At 32.7% G+C, this 18,879-nt stretch carries 16 protein-coding genes and 1 tRNA gene; 12 read left to right on the top strand and 5 right to left on the bottom strand.

What is annotated here, in order from left to right; genetic code table 11:
• Positions 1 to 304: 304 nt before the first annotated feature.
• From X929_RS03920 to X929_RS03895, 6 genes are read left to right on the top strand one after another with little or no spacing between them, the layout of a single operon-like run.
• Entirely contained in the window at positions 305 to 784 is a 480-nt protein-coding gene (locus X929_RS03920) for a hypothetical protein (RefSeq protein WP_103066739.1), read from the top strand.
• The gene (locus tag X929_RS03915; RefSeq protein ID WP_103066738.1) at positions 771 to 1,316 is read left to right on the top strand and encodes a DUF4416 family protein; all 546 of its coding nucleotides are present in this window, start codon (positions 771 to 773) and stop codon (positions 1,314 to 1,316) included. The genes X929_RS03920 and X929_RS03915 overlap by 14 nt, the downstream gene beginning before the upstream one ends.
• A gap of 32 nt (positions 1,317 to 1,348) precedes the next feature.
• Complete coding sequence (locus tag X929_RS03910) at positions 1,349 to 2,338, top strand: AI-2E family transporter (protein ID WP_245858649.1); 990 nt, start codon at positions 1,349 to 1,351, stop codon at positions 2,336 to 2,338.
• 38 nt (positions 2,339 to 2,376) lie between these two features.
• Positions 2,377 to 3,696, top strand: a complete 1,320-nt coding sequence (locus X929_RS03905; RefSeq protein ID WP_169924954.1) for a hypothetical protein — start codon at positions 2,377 to 2,379, stop codon at positions 3,694 to 3,696.
• Complete coding sequence (locus X929_RS03900) at positions 3,693 to 4,931, top strand: peptidase U32 family protein (protein ID WP_103066735.1); 1,239 nt, start codon at positions 3,693 to 3,695, stop codon at positions 4,929 to 4,931. Before X929_RS03905 ends, X929_RS03900 begins: the two co-directional genes overlap by 4 nt.
• On the top strand, positions 4,924 to 6,486 hold the full coding sequence (locus X929_RS03895) for an alpha/beta hydrolase family protein (RefSeq protein WP_103066734.1): 1,563 nt from the start codon (positions 4,924 to 4,926) through the stop codon (positions 6,484 to 6,486). The genes X929_RS03900 and X929_RS03895 overlap by 8 nt, the downstream gene beginning before the upstream one ends.
• Here X929_RS03895 and X929_RS03890 read toward each other — a convergent pair whose 3' ends face one another.
• Entirely contained in the window at positions 6,487 to 7,365 is an 879-nt protein-coding gene (locus X929_RS03890; RefSeq protein ID WP_103066733.1) for an AEC family transporter, read from the bottom strand.
• Between the two features lie 21 nt (positions 7,366 to 7,386).
• On the bottom strand, positions 7,387 to 8,274 hold the full coding sequence (locus X929_RS03885; RefSeq protein ID WP_121875373.1) for an acetamidase/formamidase family protein: 888 nt from the start codon (positions 8,272 to 8,274) through the stop codon (positions 7,387 to 7,389).
• Between the two features lie 182 nt (positions 8,275 to 8,456).
• Between X929_RS03885 and X929_RS03880 the strand changes: the two genes are divergently transcribed.
• The 5 genes from X929_RS03880 (at position 8,457) to X929_RS03860 (ending at position 15,313) form a co-directional block, all read left to right on the top strand.
• A complete protein-coding gene (locus X929_RS03880) occupies positions 8,457 to 10,511 on the top strand; it encodes a GGDEF domain-containing phosphodiesterase (protein ID WP_103066732.1) in 2,055 nt (684 codons plus the stop codon).
• A gap of 13 nt (positions 10,512 to 10,524) precedes the next feature.
• Complete coding sequence (locus X929_RS03875; protein WP_103066731.1) at positions 10,525 to 11,493, top strand: adenine nucleotide alpha-hydrolase family protein; 969 nt, start codon at positions 10,525 to 10,527, stop codon at positions 11,491 to 11,493.
• A 96-nt stretch (positions 11,494 to 11,589) separates the two neighbouring features.
• Positions 11,590 to 12,693 (top strand): sensor domain-containing diguanylate cyclase, encoded by a 1,104-nt coding sequence (locus X929_RS03870; RefSeq protein ID WP_103066730.1) that lies wholly within the window; start codon positions 11,590 to 11,592, stop codon positions 12,691 to 12,693.
• A gap of 16 nt (positions 12,694 to 12,709) precedes the next feature.
• Positions 12,710 to 14,053 carry a GntP family permease gene (locus X929_RS03865; RefSeq protein ID WP_103066729.1) on the top strand — a complete coding sequence of 448 codons (1,344 nt, stop codon included), beginning with the start codon at positions 12,710 to 12,712 and terminating at the stop codon, positions 14,051 to 14,053.
• A gap of 12 nt (positions 14,054 to 14,065) precedes the next feature.
• Positions 14,066 to 15,313, top strand: a complete 1,248-nt coding sequence (locus X929_RS03860; RefSeq protein WP_103066728.1) for a glycerate kinase type-2 family protein — start codon at positions 14,066 to 14,068, stop codon at positions 15,311 to 15,313.
• Between the two features lie 4 nt (positions 15,314 to 15,317).
• Here X929_RS03860 and X929_RS03855 read toward each other — a convergent pair whose 3' ends face one another.
• The 3 genes from X929_RS03855 to X929_RS03845 all read right to left on the bottom strand — a co-directional run bounded on the left by X929_RS03855 (position 15,318) and on the right by X929_RS03845 (position 17,096).
• Positions 15,318 to 15,971, bottom strand: coding sequence for an NUDIX hydrolase (locus X929_RS03855; RefSeq protein ID WP_245858647.1), 654 nt, complete (start codon positions 15,969 to 15,971; stop codon positions 15,318 to 15,320).
• Positions 15,940 to 16,887 carry a GAF domain-containing protein gene (locus tag X929_RS03850; RefSeq protein ID WP_211286735.1) on the bottom strand — a complete coding sequence of 316 codons (948 nt, stop codon included), beginning with the start codon at positions 16,885 to 16,887 and terminating at the stop codon, positions 15,940 to 15,942. Before X929_RS03850 ends, X929_RS03855 begins: the two co-directional genes overlap by 32 nt.
• 121 nt (positions 16,888 to 17,008) lie before the next feature.
• A tRNA-Leu gene (locus tag X929_RS03845) sits at positions 17,009 to 17,096 on the bottom strand.
• Between the two features lie 262 nt (positions 17,097 to 17,358).
• Between X929_RS03845 and X929_RS03840 the strand changes: the two genes are divergently transcribed.
• The gene (locus X929_RS03840; protein ID WP_103066727.1) at positions 17,359 to 18,531 is read left to right on the top strand and encodes a type III PLP-dependent enzyme; all 1,173 of its coding nucleotides are present in this window, start codon (positions 17,359 to 17,361) and stop codon (positions 18,529 to 18,531) included.
• Positions 18,532 to 18,879 lie beyond the last annotated feature (348 nt).

Raw genomic sequence — 18,879 nt, 5'->3', positions numbered from 1 at the left:
CCTTCGCCCCGCTCCCCGCCCATAAGAACAAATAAGAAAAACTATGAAAAAAATTTCATTACCCTGGGTCATTATTATTTTACCGTATTATTTTAAAATTTACAAATCTTTATTTGCAAAAAATAATTTTACTGACAAACGAAGGAATTATTGTGTTATAATTTAAAAAGCTAGTTTTAGGAGGTAAAAAACGATAAAAGCACATTTTGACAAAGACCTGAGGTCTTTAATTGAGGAATCAGATTATACAAAAAAACAAATAGCAGACAATTTAAAAATACCTGTATCCACCTTAGAAAATCTTATGAATGGAGAATTTGATTATTTCTCTAAAGTTTCTTTGACAGATATAGCGAAGAGACTGAGTTCTTTGTTGGGTGAAGAGATAAATGTAATTTTTGAAGATGAAGAGTTAAAAGAAGAAGTTCAACTAAAAAGAAAAGATACAGCTCATAATAAACTTAGAATATTTCGATTTTTGATGGTAGCGTTCTTAGTCATTAACTTAATTTTTCTTTACTTTCTAATTCAAGATTTAAGGTTTTACAACAATATTCTACGAAAAAATGTATACACTCTAAATGTTATCAATAGAGGCTCTTCTGAAATATATATAAACGAAACTGTGGTTCCACCAAATCAAGATGTTCAAATCCAATTGGGTTTTGGAGAAAGTTTAGAGATACACGGTAATCAAGGTGAAACTGTTATTGAAACACCACTTGTCAAATACACTGTAAAACTAGAGGATTTTGAGGTGAGTTTGTTGTATGGGAATAACTAAAGCACCGGATCTTGTAAATTATTTGGCACATATATTTACTGCTGGAGATTCTGATTTATGGCTTTACAAAATGGGTTTGAAAGAGTTGATCGAAAAACATTTTGGACCTATCGACTATATTTCTCCCATGTTGGATTTTCAGCGTTTTACCGATTATTATAACGAAGAAATGGGTAAAAATATACGAATTGAATCAAGGTTAGTGAGTTTTAAATATTTAGGTTCTCCCGGTTTTTTGCCGGATGCGAAATTGATAACAAATGAGATTGAAAAAAACTTTTCGGTTGATAATAAAAGAAAAGTGAATATAGACATTGGTTATCTTCACCACACCCAATTTGTTTTAGCGAGTACAAAACACTGGGGTAACAGGATTTATATTGGCAAAGGTATATATGCAGAAATTACTCTGATGTTCAATTTTGGTCAATGGGAACCTCTTAAATACACTTACCCTAATTTCAAAGATCCAGAATATTTAAATGAGTTATACGCAATCAGAAATATTTATCTGAAGAAAAGGAAAAATTAAATATTATAAAGTGCTTATTAATCGGAAAATGGATGGTGAAAATATTGTTGTCACAAGGTGGTTGGTTGTCATTAATATATTTAGTTGTATTTTTGCTTTTGGCTCATTTTTCTCCTTTTATTATCGCAGCGCTGATTTTGGGCGTTTTTTTGTCCATGCTCATAGAAGCACCACAAAAGTTATTTTCAAAGTTTATGAATTCTAAAATATCTGCCGTTTTATCACATATACTTGTCTTAGGGTTAGTTTTATATGCAGCCATTACATTTTTCCCCCTTATTATTAGTGAAGGCAGGAAACTATTTTCTATGCTTTCCTCTTTAACGATTCCTCAAGAAGAAGCATTGGCTCAACTACCTGAATGGTTGGTTACTTTTATCAACGATTTGAACAAAAATCTTTCTGATTTTGCCTTAGGCTTGATGAACCAGCTTTTATCATCTATTCCCAATTTGATAACTTCAGCTATTGTTTTAGTCGTAACAACTACGGCAATCGGTTCATTAAAAACAATCACGAAGAATAATTTATGGAAACTTTACCCTGTAAACGACAGAGAAAAAGGTTTGAAGTTTATGAAGGATACTTACTCACAGTTTGAAAGATTTGTACATGGTCAATTTCTGTCAGCTATAATAGTGGGAGCTACCATTGGGTTAATGTCGTTTCTCTTTCGAATACCAAGTGCGTTTTTTTTAGGTATCTTAGCTTGGATCACCAATTTTATACCTTATTTAGGAGTTGTTATATCAGCAGTTCCTTTATTGATGCTAGCTTTCACAGAAAATGGACTAATAGGTCTAATAATAGGACTAGCAATTTTAACCGGTACCAATCAGTTGGAAATGTGGTTCTTACAGCCAAAAATCCACAGTAATTCTCTTAATTTACATTGGTTCGTAATAATAATATCTATACTTTTATTCGGTGAATTATTTAGCTTTTTAGGTATTCTTATTGCTCTTCCTATAGTTGTTTACCTTAGGAACTTTTGGGAATATTTTGTGATAAAAATCAAGTGAGATAAATGAAAAAAATTTATCTTTTTTCACTAACCATTTTGTTGACAATATTTAGTTTCTCATCAGCCAATCTGCTAACAAAAAATGATCCGAAATACCATTTTAAAAATTTAGGGGAAGTCTATTTAAAATACCCTATTTACGCAGATTTAAACAGCAATCCAGAAGGTTTTGAAAATTACATACACTTTTCAATGGATTTAAAATACGAAAGTAGAATCATGGATGATTTTAACTTACCCGGAGGTTGGTATAGAAGCACAGAGATAAACGAAGTCTTGTTCAGAGATTTTGCTTTAGAAAACGGGGACTTATTCACTTTTGGAATCAAAAATTATTACAGCGATTATTTTTATGCACAGTTCATCGCTGATTTTAGGGTAGCTGATACATCTTATTTTACTTACGAAAATTACAGTCTTTTCAATCTTCCATCTTTGATTAATATCTCCCTGGATTTTCCCACTTATTCTTATTTATCGTATAATAAAGAAGATCTTAGTTTTTTGGTGGGAAGAGTCCCTCTTTCATACGGTCCTATGAAATACAACCTAGTCGTATCTGATAACTCTCCTTATTATGATACGTTGACTATTTCTTATTCTTTTAATGATAAATTAGATTACGATTTCTCTGTTTTATCTATGGTGCCTTTGCTTTCAAAAGAGGAGTATGCTGCCATGGATGAAGAGTTTATCGCCTTTAGAAATGCTTTTTATAATGGTTTGAATTATACTCCAAATGAGAAACTTTTTTTGGGAATAAGCTCTTTGAATCAGGTGGTGGGAGATCTTCCTAATCCTGTAAATATGTTTATAAAATCAGATGCGGGTGTATATGGAGGATATATTAAGATTATCCCTTTTTGGGGAATAAATCTTGATACTGAATACGCTTTTAATTATGCCACACTTAGCACTGGTTACGGGTTAGGCATTTCGAAGACCTTTGATTTTGAAGGTGCCAAATTTAAAATTGGTGTTGAAAGATATGAAATACAAGATAACTTTTTTTCAAGTGAGTATCCATACGATAATTTATACTACAGAACTATCGCTTTATCTAACGAACCTGGTGCCAGAATCTTTTTTGACTATCCTTTTGGTTTCAAGTATGGGGAAGATTCCCGGATAAACAGTGTCGATTTAACCTTAGCCTTTGAAAAGGGTTATTTCAGTTATATCTGGGATCATGGAACAAACTCAAAAGGTATGATCAACAGCAATATTTTTCGTTTCTTGTTCGACACAAAGTTAGGAGATTTTGAGGTGAAATGGAAAACTTTGAAGAATGGTGAGGAAGAATTTGAGACATTTTTGATATCTTATGGATTCGAGGTGAACTTTTTATTACCATGAAAAAAGTTGAATTGTTATCCCCTGCAGGGAACTACGAAAAATTGGAAACTGTGTATCACTATGGTGCCGATGCCGCATATATTGGTGGGAAAATCCTAAATCTAAGGGCATTTTCCAAAAATTTTGAAGATGAAGAATTGGAAAAGGCGGTAAAATTGGCCAGAAAGTTACAAAAAAAGCTTTTTGTAACTCTCAATGCAATACCTCACAATTCTGAATTGGAACTCTTACCTGATTATGTAAATTATTTGGAAAGTTTAAACGTTGATGGGGTAATAGTTGCGGATTTGGGTGTATTTAATCTTGTGAAAAGAAACTCAAACTTACCTTTGATCATTAGCACCCAGGCGAGTAACACCAATTGGGCTAGTGTAGCCATGTGGAGGGATCTAGGAGCGAAGAGGGCTATATTGGCAAGAGAACTTTCATTAAATGAAATATCAGAAATCAGAGAAAAAGTCCCAGATATAGAAATTGAAGTATTCATCCATGGAGCGATGTGTGTATCTATTTCAGGCAGATGTCTATTAAGTAATTACTTAACGGGGCGAGATGCCAACAGAGGGGAATGTACACAGCCATGTAGATGGAAATACTATCTAATGGAAGAAAAAAGACCTGGGGAGTATTTTCCAGTGGTTGAAGATGAAAGAGGAACGTACATTATGAATTCTAAAGACCTTTGCACTATCGATTTTCTTGACAAAATAATCGAAACTGGGGTTGATAGTTTAAAGATAGAAGGAAGGATTAAAAGTAGTTATTATGCTGGAGTAACGACCAAAGTGTACAGACAGGCGATCGATAGTTATTACAATAAAGAATACACAAAGGAACTTCTCGATAGCTTAAAAAAGGAACTTGAAAGTGTCAGCCACAGAGAATACACATCAGGTTTTTATTTTCATAAGCCGGATAAAAACTCCCAAAATTATAAGACTTCTTCTTACGTTAGAAATTACAAATTTGTGGGAAAAATAATCGACAAGATATCTAAAGATCAATATATTGTTGATGTCAGGAATAAGATAGAAAAGGGTGAAGAATTAGAAATTGTAACCAAAAAAGGCAGAAATACTAAAGTATTATTAGATCAAATAGTAAATCTTGAAGATGGTTGTTTAATCGGCAGTGCAAACCCCAATCAAAAAATAATTTTGAAGGTGGATAATTCCCTAGACGTTGGTGACTTGATCCGAGTTCCTAACAAAGGAGGCAGTAATCAAATTGATTGAGAAGAAGTTTTTGGTGTTAATTTTATCAGTTATGTTTGGCTTTATGCTGGCTTTTTCAGAAATTTATCAGTATTATTTTTATCAAAACGATGCAGAGATTGGAGATATCATCGTAGAGTTTGATGTAACTAATTATTTAGGAAAAACTACTTCTATTTTTAATATAGGTGGAAACACTTTAAAATTTGTTTCAGAAACAAAATATGATGATTCTTGGATGTTTCAACAATATTCATTAGACATTTTTGTTGATGAGCAAAAGCAAGGGACTTTGGTAAGTACATACAATGGAAAAAGGATAAAGAATCAATTCAACGGTATAAATTTAAAAAATTATAACGTAGAAAACGCAATTATTTTAGATAATAACTTAATTTTAGACCATATATTCGCCCTTTATTATAAAAATTTGCCCGAAGGTAAATATTCAGCATTTGTTCCCTATCTATCTCTAAACCAGACAACCTGGAACAATGCAATTGTAGAAGTGGAAATTAAGTATAAAGATCCACAAAATTTTGTAATTTTGTCTATGGGTTTAGCACAGAATGTAGCCTTTCAAGACGGAAAAATCACCAAATTTGAGATACCTTCTCAATCACTTGAGGTAACAATGCACAAGAAAGAGCAAAAGGCGAAAGATTACATAGAAAAAGAGGTTGTTTTTGAAAGCTTTGACAGCTTTAAATTGGAAGGTTCTCTGATGATTCCAAAAGAAGTCGTTAAAAATAAGAAGACAAGTGCGATTGTCTTAGTACATGGTTCAGGTTCACTTGATAGGAATGAAACTATGGGAATACTTACACCATTTTTGCATCTTTCGGAAGGCCTAGCTAAAGAAGGATACATAGTTTTAAAATACGATAAAAGGAATTTCACGATGGCAAAAAGCGGGCAAGATTTTTCACAGGTTATGCCAGAAGCTTTTATCAAAGATGCACAAGCGGCTATAAGATACTTAAAAACTCTACCAGAAGTTGATAAAGATAAAATAATCGTTATTGGTCACAGTCAAGGGGCTTCTTTTTTACCTTATATAATTGAAGGAGAAGAAGTATTCGCAGCCATTGCCCTTTCTCCAGCTTTGCTAGAGATTACAGATCAAATGGTTTACCAAGTAGAATATCAAATAGATTATTATAAAAAACAAAATATCAACAATTCATTAGATAGTGTTATAGAAATGTTGGAAGACATTTTGTCGGAGGGTAAAAAAGTAAACGAAAGTATGAAAAAAGGAGAAATAGACCCAAACGAGCTATATTTAGATAATTATAGAGGAGAATTTTTAATTCAGTGGAGTGAGTTAAGTCGAAATATGGTAGAAAAGTTTGTGAATGTGGATGTTCCGCTATTAATAATCAATGGCACAAAAGATTTGAAGACCCCCTATGAACTCTTAAAAGAATATGAAAAAGAATTGAAAAAGAAAAATGATTTAGAAATACTTTACATCGAAGATATGTCTCACGAGCTTGTCAACTTTCAAACATTAAAATTTGAAGATAAGGTAGTCGATCAAATTGTCTTATGGCTGGAAAGCCAAGGACTTTGATCAAAACCCCATTATCGCGGTTACAATAAATACAATTATGAAAGAAATAAGGGTTGTAAGACTCACGAAACTACTAGCGAGTTCGGAGTCATAGTTGTTTTTTACCGAATAAACAATCGACATCATTGCGCTTGGTAACAACGGCGAAAGAAAAAGAGAAATTCTTTGTAATTCTGTACTTACAGGGATCAGTAAAGTGGATAATGAAACTATAATCCCCAACAAATACTTTGTGGTTACAGAAATTGTTAGGATCCTACTGTTGGCTTTTAGAGATACTATATTGAAATAAAAACCTACTAAAAACATTATCAAAAAGTTATTGGCATCTTTTATAACCATCATGGGGGATAGAATAAATTCGGGCAAAGCAACGCTGTTTAGAAGAAAAGCTAAAATTAAAGCTATAAAAGGAGGAAATTCTAACAAGTCTACAATATGGAATTTGCCTCCTTTTCCTTCTGCAACAGACTTACCAACTCCAAATACTATAAAACTGTTTCCTAAGTCGTAAAGTGCAAAGTAGGTTATGGATGCAATACCCCACAACATTTCAGCCAAAGGGTACATGAAAAGGCCTATGTTCATTCCACAAAAAGCTAATAGTATTACGGTGCTTATTCTCACATCTTTGATTTTTAAAGTTCTTAATAAAAATTTTCCTCCCCAAAAAATCAGCAAACTACCTAAAAAGCCTATCAGAACAAAAAATAATTTAGATAAATCTATTTGAGACGAAGTTATACCTACAAATACAGTCATGGGAAGAGTAAAATTGATTATCAAAGTTGTTAGAATATCACCAGTGTTTTTTGGTAAAAATCTTTTAGATAAATTTCCTATGGTTGCTATTATTACGAAGTTTATAAGCGCTGTCACTGACTTACTCTCCTTTTATTTTTAAAGTGTCTGTTTTAGAAGTTCTAAAGGTAGTTCCATTCTTACAGTTTTTAAAGGATCAACCACTTGGCAAATTTGAAGATTTCCAGTAGCGCTAAGTAAGAACATAGCTTTTTCTTTACTCAATTTGTATTCTTGGCTCAAAAAATGCACCATATTTTTTGTTGCTTCTATTGAAGCTTCATCTAAAGATAGTTTTGAAGCTAACGTATAAATCTTTTTTTCAGTTTTCACCATAGGTAATTTCCAATTTTTATCTTTTATTATGTTGAATAAAACAGAAACTTCAGCAGGAATTTCTACACCTGTCACGCAAACTTCACCATCACCCATAACTGCATGTAAATCGCCTAAAGCAAATAATGCTCCATCAACATTAACAGGCAGATATACGGTAGATCCTTCTCCTATAATATTACAGTCCATATTTCCACCATGCTCTCCAGGTGTACCACAAGGGATACTTCCTTCCTTAGGAGCGGTACCAATAACCCCTATCATCGGTTTTAAAGGAATTTCGCAGTTGTAAAGAAAAGCTTTGTTTCCTTTAATGGGTACTATTTTTATAAAACTTCGTTCAAAAGAATCCCCTAAGACCCCCATATCTTTGCCCGTTAACATTACACCGTAATTTCTAGTTATTTTTATATTTTCTATATTAACTTCTAAAACGTCCCCCTCTTTTGCCCCTTCAATGAAAATAGGACCTGTAGCCGGATTAACTTTTTCCCAGTTTATTGAATCGAAAGACTGGTTCTCAGATCTTATTTCATCACTTAAAGCGTCTTTGGTCTCTATACAGATTTTCTCTTTTGGTTTAACTTTAGCTACGGGAGTATTTGTTTTAGAAAAACTAAATATAGAGTTTTCTTTTTCTATTTTCACCAACACAATCACCTCTTTTGGTATCTTTTGTAAAAAAAGAAACAATTTTTAAACATTTTGATTTATCTTTATTTATAATTAAAAAGAGTATAATATAATCAATGTATATTTTATCATACAGATTTTAATTATATATAACTATAAAGGTTTCACAGCAAATATTTTTTTAACTAGGAGAGGTCATAGTGGAAAATGATGAAAAGGCAATAGAAGAACTGTTGGATATGTATGAGTCGGCCTCAGAGATGTACACAGGAGCTATAATGCGAATAGATCTATCAAACGGTAAGATCTTGTATTCAGAAAATTTAAAACAAATCACCGGTATTGGGAAAAACGAACTTCCCGAAAATCTAAATGAGTTATTAGGTTTGATAAAAGAAGAAGATGTCCAAAAAATTATCGATAAAGTTAATAGCAGTGAATACGAAGCCGAGTGGACGTTGAAAGTTTCTTTGAAAAGCAACAGAGAAGGTTTTAATACTTTTGATTTAATAGGAAAGAAAAAAAGAAGGAACGGAAAAGATGTTTTATACATTTTGGTTCACAATCCTAATCAAAATTTTGGATTGATTAGTCCTGATACATTTTTTCCAAAAGAGGTAATTGACAATTCTCCTCAGGCCATAGTGATAACTGATAAAAACAATAAAGTAGTGAGGGTAAACAAAGCATTTTTAAAAATGACCGGCTATACTCTTGATGAGGTTATCGGGAAAGATCCTCACTTTTGGGCTTCAAATATGCACGATAAAAGTTTTTATGAGCAGATGTGGCAAGAACTTAAATCAAAAGGATTTTGGAGCGGTAGAATAATAGATAGAAAAAAGAACGGTGAAGTCATATTCCTTTACTCAAATTTCTTCGAAATTAAAGGATACAACAACGAAGTAATAGGGTATATGGCTATAAATACGAATATTACTAATAGGGTTAAAAAAGAAGAAGAAATAACAAGAGTACTCAAACATGATTCTTTGACAGGTTTGCCAAACATGAAAGGTTTATTGGAAAGGATTGAAGAGATTCTACAAAAAAACACACAAGAAAATAAATTGGCTCTTTTGATAGTGGAAATTGATGAATTGCACGAATTAATTGATTTTTATGGTTTAGAAACGATGAATCGAGTTATAAAAGATGTGGCAAAGAAAATTATCGAAATTGTTGATAAAAAATACTTTGTCTCCGTGATCTCTAAACACGAGTTTGCTTTGTTTGGTTGTTTTGAAGATGTAGATGAGTTAGAAAAATTCGCAGCCAACCTTTTAAATAACTTATCAAAACCTTTTCAAATATTTGGAGAAAGAATTTTTTTAAAAATGAAGATAGGTGTAAGCAACTATCCAGTAGATTCAACCGATCCAGAAGATTTAATAAATCAGGCGAAAATAGCTTTAAAAGGTTCAGAGAAAAAGACTATCAATTTTTATTCACCCGAATTATTGAAAATTTTTGGATTTGAAAAGAAAGTGGAAGATGAGATATATCGGGCTTTGGAAAATAAGGGACTATTGATGTATTTTCAACCCCAAATAGATACAAATTCGATGAATATTATAGGTGCTGAAGCATTAATTAGGCTACAAAAAGAGAACGGTTCTATTTTATCACCAAATGAATTTTTGGGTATTGCTAAAAAGAATGCGCTTATGGATAGGATCGATCAGTTTGTTTTGGAAGAAACAATAAAGAGTTCAGGCGTTATAAACGAATCATCGAATAAAAACGTAAGAATTTTTTTCAATGTCTCAAAATCATTTTTTGAAAGAGAGAATTTTTTATATAACATTGAAAGTATGTTGCATAAGTATAATTTAAATCCTTCTTACTTAGGAATTGAGCTTACGGAAGATCTATTCATTGAAGATTTTTATTTGGCTCAAAAAAAAATAAAGGCTTTAAAAGAAATAGGATTAAAGATAGCCCTTGATGATTTTGGAACAGGGTTTTCTTCTCTTTCCTATTTAAATAAATTGGATATTGATAAGATAAAAATAGATAAAAGTTTTATTGATAATATTTTACATGATAAGACGTCTCAAAGGTTAGTATCAAGCATCATTTCAATGTCGAAAAGTTTAGGATTTGAAGTTATTGCAGAAGGGGTAGAAAGTGAAGAACAGTTATTATTTCTTCAAGAGGAAGGGTGCTATGAGGTACAAGGTTATTATTTTAGTAAGCCTTTATCCTTTGATCAGTTCAGACTTTTTCTGAAAAGAGAAAAAATTAAGATATAAACGGGAGAGAGGAATGACACAAACGATTGAAGAAAAAATAGAGTCTATCAAAAAGGAAATGAAAGAGATAATAGGTAATAAACATTTGTATATTGCTTTTTCAGGAGGTATGGATAGTACCGTTGTGGCCCTACTTGCAAAAGATATTTTTCCTAAAAGTAAGATTACTTTAGTGAACGTTTGTTTTGGTGGTTATTCTTACTCAAAAGGATTAGAAGCTGTTTTAACCTTATCCAAACAGTTGGGTTTAAAATTATTTTTTTCACGAGGCGAAGAAGAACAAGAAGGGATAATGTACCATGGCCCAAATTGTAATCAATGTACAAGGATTGTAAAAATCGGAAAGGTAAAGCAGTTTTCTTATAAAGGGATAGTTGCTTCAGGTGCCAACTTATCTGATTCATGGGGCAATACGGGAATTAAGTTTTTGGGTGGGATATACTCTCCTATTTTAAATTTGAACAAAGAAGAGATAAGGGAGATTTTGGAGTATTATAATATAAAGATACCAAAAATTGGGGAGAATAGTATAAGAGAAGGTTGTAAGTACAAACATTTATTAAAAATGTCTGTTAATAGAGATTATCATTCAAGAGCCGATATCATTGCCAACGAAGTGATTCACGATGTGCTTGATTTTTACGATGTTCAAAGAGATATTGCAAACGTTAAAATTATCGGTCCTCTTTCAAAAAATGTTGCTTTAATTAATGTTAAGCCCTTGCCACCTAAAGAAATTTTAGAAGAGATAAAACGTCTCCTTCAAAATGAAGATACCATAGATTTTGTTGATATAGTAGACAGCGCTTTAAAGCTGAAGATTTTGGTAAATCCAGGTATATATAACAACGAAGAGTCAAAATATTGGATACTAAATGGGCGATTGGCTCCGGAATTTGCTATGCCCATAAGCGCCGAATGGGTAAAAAGCTCAAACTACAAGTTATGGACTTTTGCTGTAGTGGATTATAAAAAGTTATAAAAAAATCAGAATTCTATCCAAAGGGTTAGAATTGTGATATAATGTTTAGGAAAAAAATATTAATATACGATAATTGTAATATTTGAAGGAGCTGGTATGGTATATATAATTATTCACCTTGTACTTTTGTTGATATTGGTTTATGTTTTTTACAAGGGGATAAAAACCGCTATCTATGTTAGAAGAATCGCTAATGAAAAAGATAAACCACCTGCTTTCGCTCCTCCCAGTCCGAAAAAGGTTATAAGACATAGATTTAAAGGTTCTCTTTTTGAAACGGCTATTACTTGTTTAGAAAATGAGGTCGAAAAGGATTATGCACTTAAATCTATTATAGAAAAGTTACCTCTCTTTTTAAAAGCCGATTCTTGGAGTTTTTTAATAACTCCACCTGAAGGTGAATGGCGATTTTTATTTTGGTCAAAGAATTTAGACTTTCTTCCCTTAGAAGAAGTAGCCGAAGAAATACAGATTAGCGGAGAACACATAAAAAGAGTATTCAATACCAAAAAAATACTTTTCATAAAAGACACTAAAAAGAGTAACCTTTGGAATCAAAAACATAGCTTGTCCAAGTCCTGGCTGGGCATACCGATTATGGTAAAAAATGAAATAATAGGTGTTTTGAATGTGGATTGGTTTAAGGAAGTAAAAATATCCAAATTTGAAAAAGAATTGATAAATTATTTTCTAGAAGATATAGATAGGATTTTAAAAACTTTTTTTTCTTTGAATGAAATGTTTCTAGGATCCGATTTAGATATATTAACTCAAGTGTACAATAGGAAAGCCTATGAAGAATATGTTTCTCAACATAAATCTGATAGTTCAAAAAAGGTGGTTATTTTTCTGGACTTTGACAATTTTAAACAGATTAACGATGATTTTGGACACATCGTGGGTGATCAGGTTTTAAAACTCCTTACTAAGAGAATTCAAAATTCTATTAAATCTGACGATTTAATTTTTAGGTACGGGGGAGACGAATTTGTTATTATACTAAATGAAACATCAGAGACTAAAAATATTGATAAAATAATTCAAAGGATAAAACTAGCTGTTAAAACCCCAATAACAATTAAGGATACATTGATAATATCTTCTATCAGTTTAGGGTACTGTCTTGTTCCTGAAGAAGCTTCTAATATTGAGAAAGCAGTTGAAATAGCAGATAAAAGAATGTATTTGGAAAAAAAATAAAAAGGGGGTATTATGAATGGGTATATGGCTTATAGTTTTGTTGGTTTTATCTGTTGTTTTTATAGTTTTTGCAACTGCGAGATTAACTCTGCACCCTTTCCTAGTTTTACTGTTTACTGCTGTTTTGTTTGGTATTTTTTCTGGAATGAGTTTGACAGACATAGTTGATTCAATTACCAGTGGTTTTGGAGGAACGCTTGGAAGTATAGGCATCGTGATCGCCGCTGGCACGATAATTGGTACTTTCCTTGAAAAGTCTGGTGGCGCGTTTAAGATGGCTGAAGCTACTTTAAAATTAACTGGGGAAAAAAGAGTTCCTTTGGCTATGGCGATAATAGGTTATATAGTTTCCATCCCTGTTTTTTGTGATTCTGGATTTGTAATCCTTTCTCCTTTGAATAGGGCTGTTACAAAGAGGGCAAAGTTCTCTCTTGCAGCAACCGGTCTTGCCCTGAGTCTTGGATTATATGCAACTCATACAATGGTACCTCCCACACCAGGGCCTATAGCTGCCGCGGGGATCTTAGGCGCTGATTTGGGAATGGTTATTTTGATTGGGTTGATAGTTTCTATTCCCGCTATGCTCATAGGCGTACTATACGCCAATATAATGGGGAAAAGAATATATATTGATCCAGAACCGGAATTAAGCGATTCCGAAATAGAGGAAAGAACCAAGAAAGCTCCTTCGACTTTTAATTCTTTCATGCCTATAGTTGTTCCTATCATATTGATACTTTTAAAATCAATTTCTGATTTCCCAACCAGACCATTTGGAGACGGAGCTATTAGAAACTTTTTTGGTTTTGTTGGTAATCCGGTAATCGCTCTTTTAATAGGAGTTTTAATTGCTTTCACTTTACCCAAAAAATTAGATAAAAAGATGCTTTCTTCAAGTGGTTGGGTAGGTGAAGGATTGTTGAATGCGGCATCTATTATTTTGATAACAGGAGCTGGGGGTGCATTTGGAAGAGTCCTTCAAAATTCAGGAATTGCAAATGTATTAGGCGAAGGTTTAGCAACAGCTAATTTAGGTATCTGGCTGCCTTTTATCGTAGCTGCAGCGATTAAATCGGCCCAAGGATCTTCAACCGTTGCCATAATAACTACTGCATCGTTAATGGCACCATTGATGGGCTCTCTAGGTTTGACCACACCTGCTGCAATAGCGTTGTCTGTTGTTGCCATTGGAGCTGGTTCCATGGTAGTATCTCATGCCAACGATAGTTATTTCTGGGTTGTTTCACAATTTTCTAGAATGAGTGTTAATCAAGCTTATAGGCTTCAAACGCTGGGGACATTAATAGAAGGAGTCACGGCAGCAATCGTTATATGGATTATAAGTTTAATGATTTTGTAAGGAGTTGATTGTTTGAAAAATTTACGTGAAGATGCCTTTAGAATAATAAAAAGTTCAATAGATTCTGTTTTACCTGAAAAAGCTATTCAACAAGAACTTGAGAATTTGAGTTTAGAAGATAATATTCATATAGTTGCTATAGGTAAAGCTGCCTGGAGAATGGCCAAAGCAGCAAAAGAATTTTTAAAGAATAAGGTAAAAGATGGAATAGTTATAACAAAATATGGCCATTCTCAAGGTGCTATAGGTGGTCTTCAAATATATGAAGCAGGTCATCCGATTCCGGATGAAAATACCATAAAATCTACAAAGAAAGCTATAGAATTGGTAGAAAATTTACGTGAAGATGATGTTGTATTATTTCTTGTTTCAGGAGGAGGTTCAGCCCTTTTTGAGCTTCCCGTTGAGGGTGTTACTTTAGAAGACATAAAAAAAGTAACAGATATGTTGTTAAAATCTGGAGCAAATATAGTGGAAATAAATACAGTTAGGAAACATCTATCTCGAGTTAAGGGAGGAAATTTTGCAAAATTAGTTGAACCTGCAAAAATATATTCTCTTGTTTTATCTGATGTGTTAGGGGACAGATTGGATAGCATAGCATCTGGTCCTGCATACCCTGACTCTACCACCATCAAAGATGTGGAAAAAATAATAAAAAAGTATGACTTACAACTTTCAGAAAAAATCTTACAGGCTCTAAAAAGTGAGACTCCAAAACATCTAAATAACGTTGAAACAAGGATTATTGGTAGTGTAACTAAGGTTTGTGAAAGTGCTGCTAAGATTGCTCAACATTTGGGATATAATACTATAATTTTAACAACCACGCTTGATTGTGAAGCAAAAGAAGCCGGCTCATTTTTAGCTTCCATAGTTAGAGAGGAAAAAGAAAAGGAAAGACCTTTAAACACTCCTTGTGCAATAATTTTAGGAGGAGAAACGGTTGTTCATGTTAGAGGAAAGGGTAAAGGAGGAAGGAATCAAGAATTGGTTTTATCTGCAGCTCGAGGTATTAAAGGATATCAAGAAGTTTTGATTGCTTCGGTAGGAACAGATGGAACTGATGGCCCAACGGATGCAGCAGGTGGAATAGTTGATGGGGAAACGGTCAATAGATTGCAAAGTAAAGGAATAGATGTTGAAAATGTATTGAATGACAACGACTCATATCATGCCTTACAAAGTATTGACGGCCTAGTTATAACAGGACCTACTGGCACAAATGTAAATGATTTAACTTTTATACTCTGTAATTGAATCATCAATGCCTTAATTTCTTAATAAACTCATAAGTCAATCTGGCGGTAATACCCCAAATAATTTTGTCTTTATAAATATAAAAATAAACAGGGTATTTGCCAACTCTCCAGTTATAATCTTTTCCATTAGGGATAAGATCATAAGGGAAGCCTTCATCTGTTTCGTTTGTAAGATAAGTGTTATGCACTAAAGGGTCATGCGATAACAAATATTCTAAAGGTACCGTGAAAACTTCTTCGACTTCTTCATTAGGCTTTATTATGTTAACGTTTATATTCAAGAAGCCAACATAGGAATATATCAAATAATTAAAGGGAGTAAGAAGATAATCTGCTGCTCCCAATATTTCTATGTTATGTGGTTGCAAGTTCAATTCTTCACAGCTTTCTCTAATTGCTGCATTTTTTGGTGTTTCGTTGGTCTCAATTTCCCCTCCTGGGAAAGAAACTTCACCAGGTTGTCTCTTTAGGGTTTTTGATCTTAATTCGTATAAAAGGTGTAAAGAGTTGTCTTTTTGTATCAAAGGGATCAATACAGAAAAACAATTTTCCACCCCAATAGGTTTTGGAGAATGATCTTTAAAAATCTCTTTAATTTCATCAATATTCACATAATCACCTTTTTCACCAAAATCTTTCAGAAAGTAGCTTAGCAATAGCCTCCAAAAATGATCGATCATCTTGATCAAAAGGAGCTTTTTCATGACTATCGATATCTATTTCACCAACAATATTTCCATTTTTAGCAAATATGGGAACAACTATTTCTGCCTGGGTTTTTGGGCTGCATGAAAGATAGTTCTCTTCTTTGCTAACATCATCAACAACGAAGGTTGCTTTTGTGCTTGCCGCTTGTCCGCAGATTCCTTGTCCAAACTTTATTTTTGTGTGTTCTGTTGGTTCTCCAACAAAAGGTCCTAACACAAGAGAATTGCTATCTGCCTCATCGACTAGATAAAAACCTACCCAATTATAATAAGGTATTCTTTCAGATAACATTTGAGAAATTAATTGTAAAATACTCATCTTATCATTATAATTTTTATCACTAACAAGTGTTTTTATCTTATCGTATAAAATCCAAAAGTCAGCTTTTTTCTTATTGGGTGTTGTAGAATTGATGAATTTCATTATTGCTTCTTCTATTAAAGCTTTTGGTTCGATCTTATGCCTATTGAAATAAAAATAAAGTATATCTACACCAATTATTGTTCCTTTGAATGATTCTAAAAATTCGTAAGGGCTATCCCCCGTGAATACAGTTAAATAAATCGCATAATCTCCTCTATCAAGTTGAAACTCTTTAGAGGATTTTGTCAGGTCATTGATAATATCCGCTTTTAAGTCTTTTATAATTTCTTGCTTGTACCAAAAAGCCTTGTCAAGTTCCTTTCTTCCAACTTTTTTAAACTTTTCAACAATCTCATCATCTTTGATCCCCATTTTGCCTTGATAAAGATTTATAAAATCTAAAGTTCTCTTGTAATTCTGCCAAAACAAATCCCACTTTTCTTTTGGAAAAGCCAATATTTCAAAAAAATAATCAGTAAAATCACGAAAAACACTTCTCATTAATGTAAAGGACCTCCTTTTGATTTTCTGATAACTATTTAAATTATATCAAAACTAACTCATAAAATAAAAAACCACCTTTTCTGAAGAAACGGAATTCCGCCTCTTAAGGATAGGTGGATGGTGCCGAGGGCGGGACTTGAACCCGCACGGACTAAAAGCCCATAAGATCCTGAATCTTACGCGTCTACCAATTCCGCCACCTCGGCGTATTAACTGCTATTCGTTTAAATTATACCACTACAAAGGAATTTTGTGAATACCTTTCGGGATATTTAATAATGTAACTTAGCATAATTATATATTAACTAAAAGAATGTTTGAGCGTTACTTTTTGTGTATTTAATATTCAATTGTAAATTTATAATTTTTAAAGTTGGGATTCTCTAAAAACCATAAACTTTAGAAATAAAATAATTCTAGATTTTCTAAAGGTAGTAAATCCAAAAAAACTTAGGGAGGTTGGATAAATTGGAATTAACGCAACTAATAAGGCAAGCGGCAAAAACTCTTGAAACGCCTTTTTTAGTGTTAGATACTACTTATGTGAAAGAAAATTATTACAAACTCAAAAATTCAATCAATGATGTCGAAATTTTTTACGCCGTAAAAGCTAATTCTCATACTAGTATACTAGAAACACTGAGAGATTTAGGAGCTTCTTTTGATGTTGCATCAAAAGGGGAAATAGAAAAATTAATGAACTTGGGAATTTCCACAAATAAAATGAGTTTTGGAAATACAATAAAGAAAGAAAAAGACATAAAATTTGCATGGGATAATGGAGTAGAATATTTTGCAGTAGATTCAGAGATGGAAGTCGAAAAGATTGCAAGAAATGCCCCGGGCGCAAAAGTATATGGAAGATTGTCAATGAGCTCAAATGATTCAGATTGGCCACTTTCGGGTAAATTTGGAACTGATGCCGATCATTTAATAGACATACTCAAATATGCAAAAAGAAAAGGTTTAATACCATATGGGGTATCTTTTCATGTTGGTTCACAATCATACAACAAATACAAGTGGAAGGAAGCAATTTTGAATGCTAGCGAGGTTTTTGAAAAACTTCACAAGCAAAAGATTGATTTAAAAATGTTGAATCTAGGCGGTGGTATTCCAGTAAAACATACAAAACCGGTGCCTGATGTAGAAGAAATTGGAGAAATAATAAATGAATCGATCAAAGAGTATCTTGGATGGGTGGAAGGCTTAAGGGTTTTATCCGAACCTGGAAGGTCCATGGTTGGTAACGCTGGAATAATTGCATCAAGAGTACTTTTAAGAAGTAGAAAAGGTACACAAAACTGGGTGTTTTTAGATACAGGAGTTTTTCACGGTTTGATGGAAACCATTGAAAATTTCAGGTATGAAGTGTTGGTGGAAGGCAAAGAGTATTCCGAAACAACAACTATGACTTTAGCTGGCCCTACCTGTGATAGTGTAGATACTATCTATGATGAAATTGAGTTGCCAATTAATATTGATTATAACGACATAGTATATTTTATCAATACTGGTGCTTACACCAACGAATATGCAACATCCTTTAATGGTATAGAGCCAATTAAAGTATACACAGTTGAAGATTTAGAAGCTTTATTAAAAGGCGAGATTATATTCATGGAAGAAGTACAAAGCTAATTGCGTAAATTTATTATAATAATATGATTATAAATAGATGCTGAAAAGCATCTATTTTTTTAAAATTAAATCCGATAAAATTAATCCATTTTAATAAATAATTATTAGGATATAGTATTCATTGAAATTAATATAAATATCAACACTAGTATAACTTAAGCGAGATCTTTGTTTTAAAGCTTCATTTGTTTAAATGTTGGATCGAAGTTTTTAAAATAAAGGATTTAAAAAATTATCAATTCACAATAATTTTCAAATAAGTTCATAGAAAAGAAATTGACAAAAGGTAGAGGGATATGATAAGATATACAACGCTGAAGGATGAAAGCGAAACTGAAGTATGTGAAT

This window comes from Petrotoga olearia DSM 13574 (genome assembly GCF_002895525.1).
In the GTDB taxonomy this organism is placed as follows: domain Bacteria; phylum Thermotogota; class Thermotogae; order Petrotogales; family Petrotogaceae; genus Petrotoga; species Petrotoga olearia.
The sequence above is the reverse complement of the archived record's forward strand: the minus strand, read 5'-3'. Positions and strand labels throughout refer to the sequence as shown.

Excerpts from the sequence above, each read along its gene's own strand:
- X929_RS03920 (WP_103066739.1), top strand. The coding sequence starts at position 305 with ATGAATGGAGAATTTGATTATTTCTCTAAAGTTTCTTTGACAGATATA.
- X929_RS03915 (WP_103066738.1), top strand. The coding sequence starts at position 771 with ATGGGAATAACTAAAGCACCGGATCTTGTAAATTATTTGGCACATATA.
- X929_RS03910 (WP_245858649.1), top strand. The coding sequence starts at position 1,349 with ATGGTGAAAATATTGTTGTCACAAGGTGGTTGGTTGTCATTAATATAT.
- X929_RS03900 (WP_103066735.1), top strand. The coding sequence starts at position 3,693 with ATGAAAAAAGTTGAATTGTTATCCCCTGCAGGGAACTACGAAAAATTG.
- X929_RS03875 (WP_103066731.1), top strand. The coding sequence starts at position 10,525 with ATGACACAAACGATTGAAGAAAAAATAGAGTCTATCAAAAAGGAAATG.
- X929_RS03870 (WP_103066730.1), top strand. The coding sequence starts at position 11,590 with ATGGTATATATAATTATTCACCTTGTACTTTTGTTGATATTGGTTTAT.
- X929_RS03865 (WP_103066729.1), top strand. The coding sequence starts at position 12,710 with ATGGGTATATGGCTTATAGTTTTGTTGGTTTTATCTGTTGTTTTTATA.
- X929_RS03850 (WP_211286735.1), bottom strand. The coding sequence starts at position 16,887 with ATGAGAAGTGTTTTTCGTGATTTTACTGATTATTTTTTTGAAATATTG.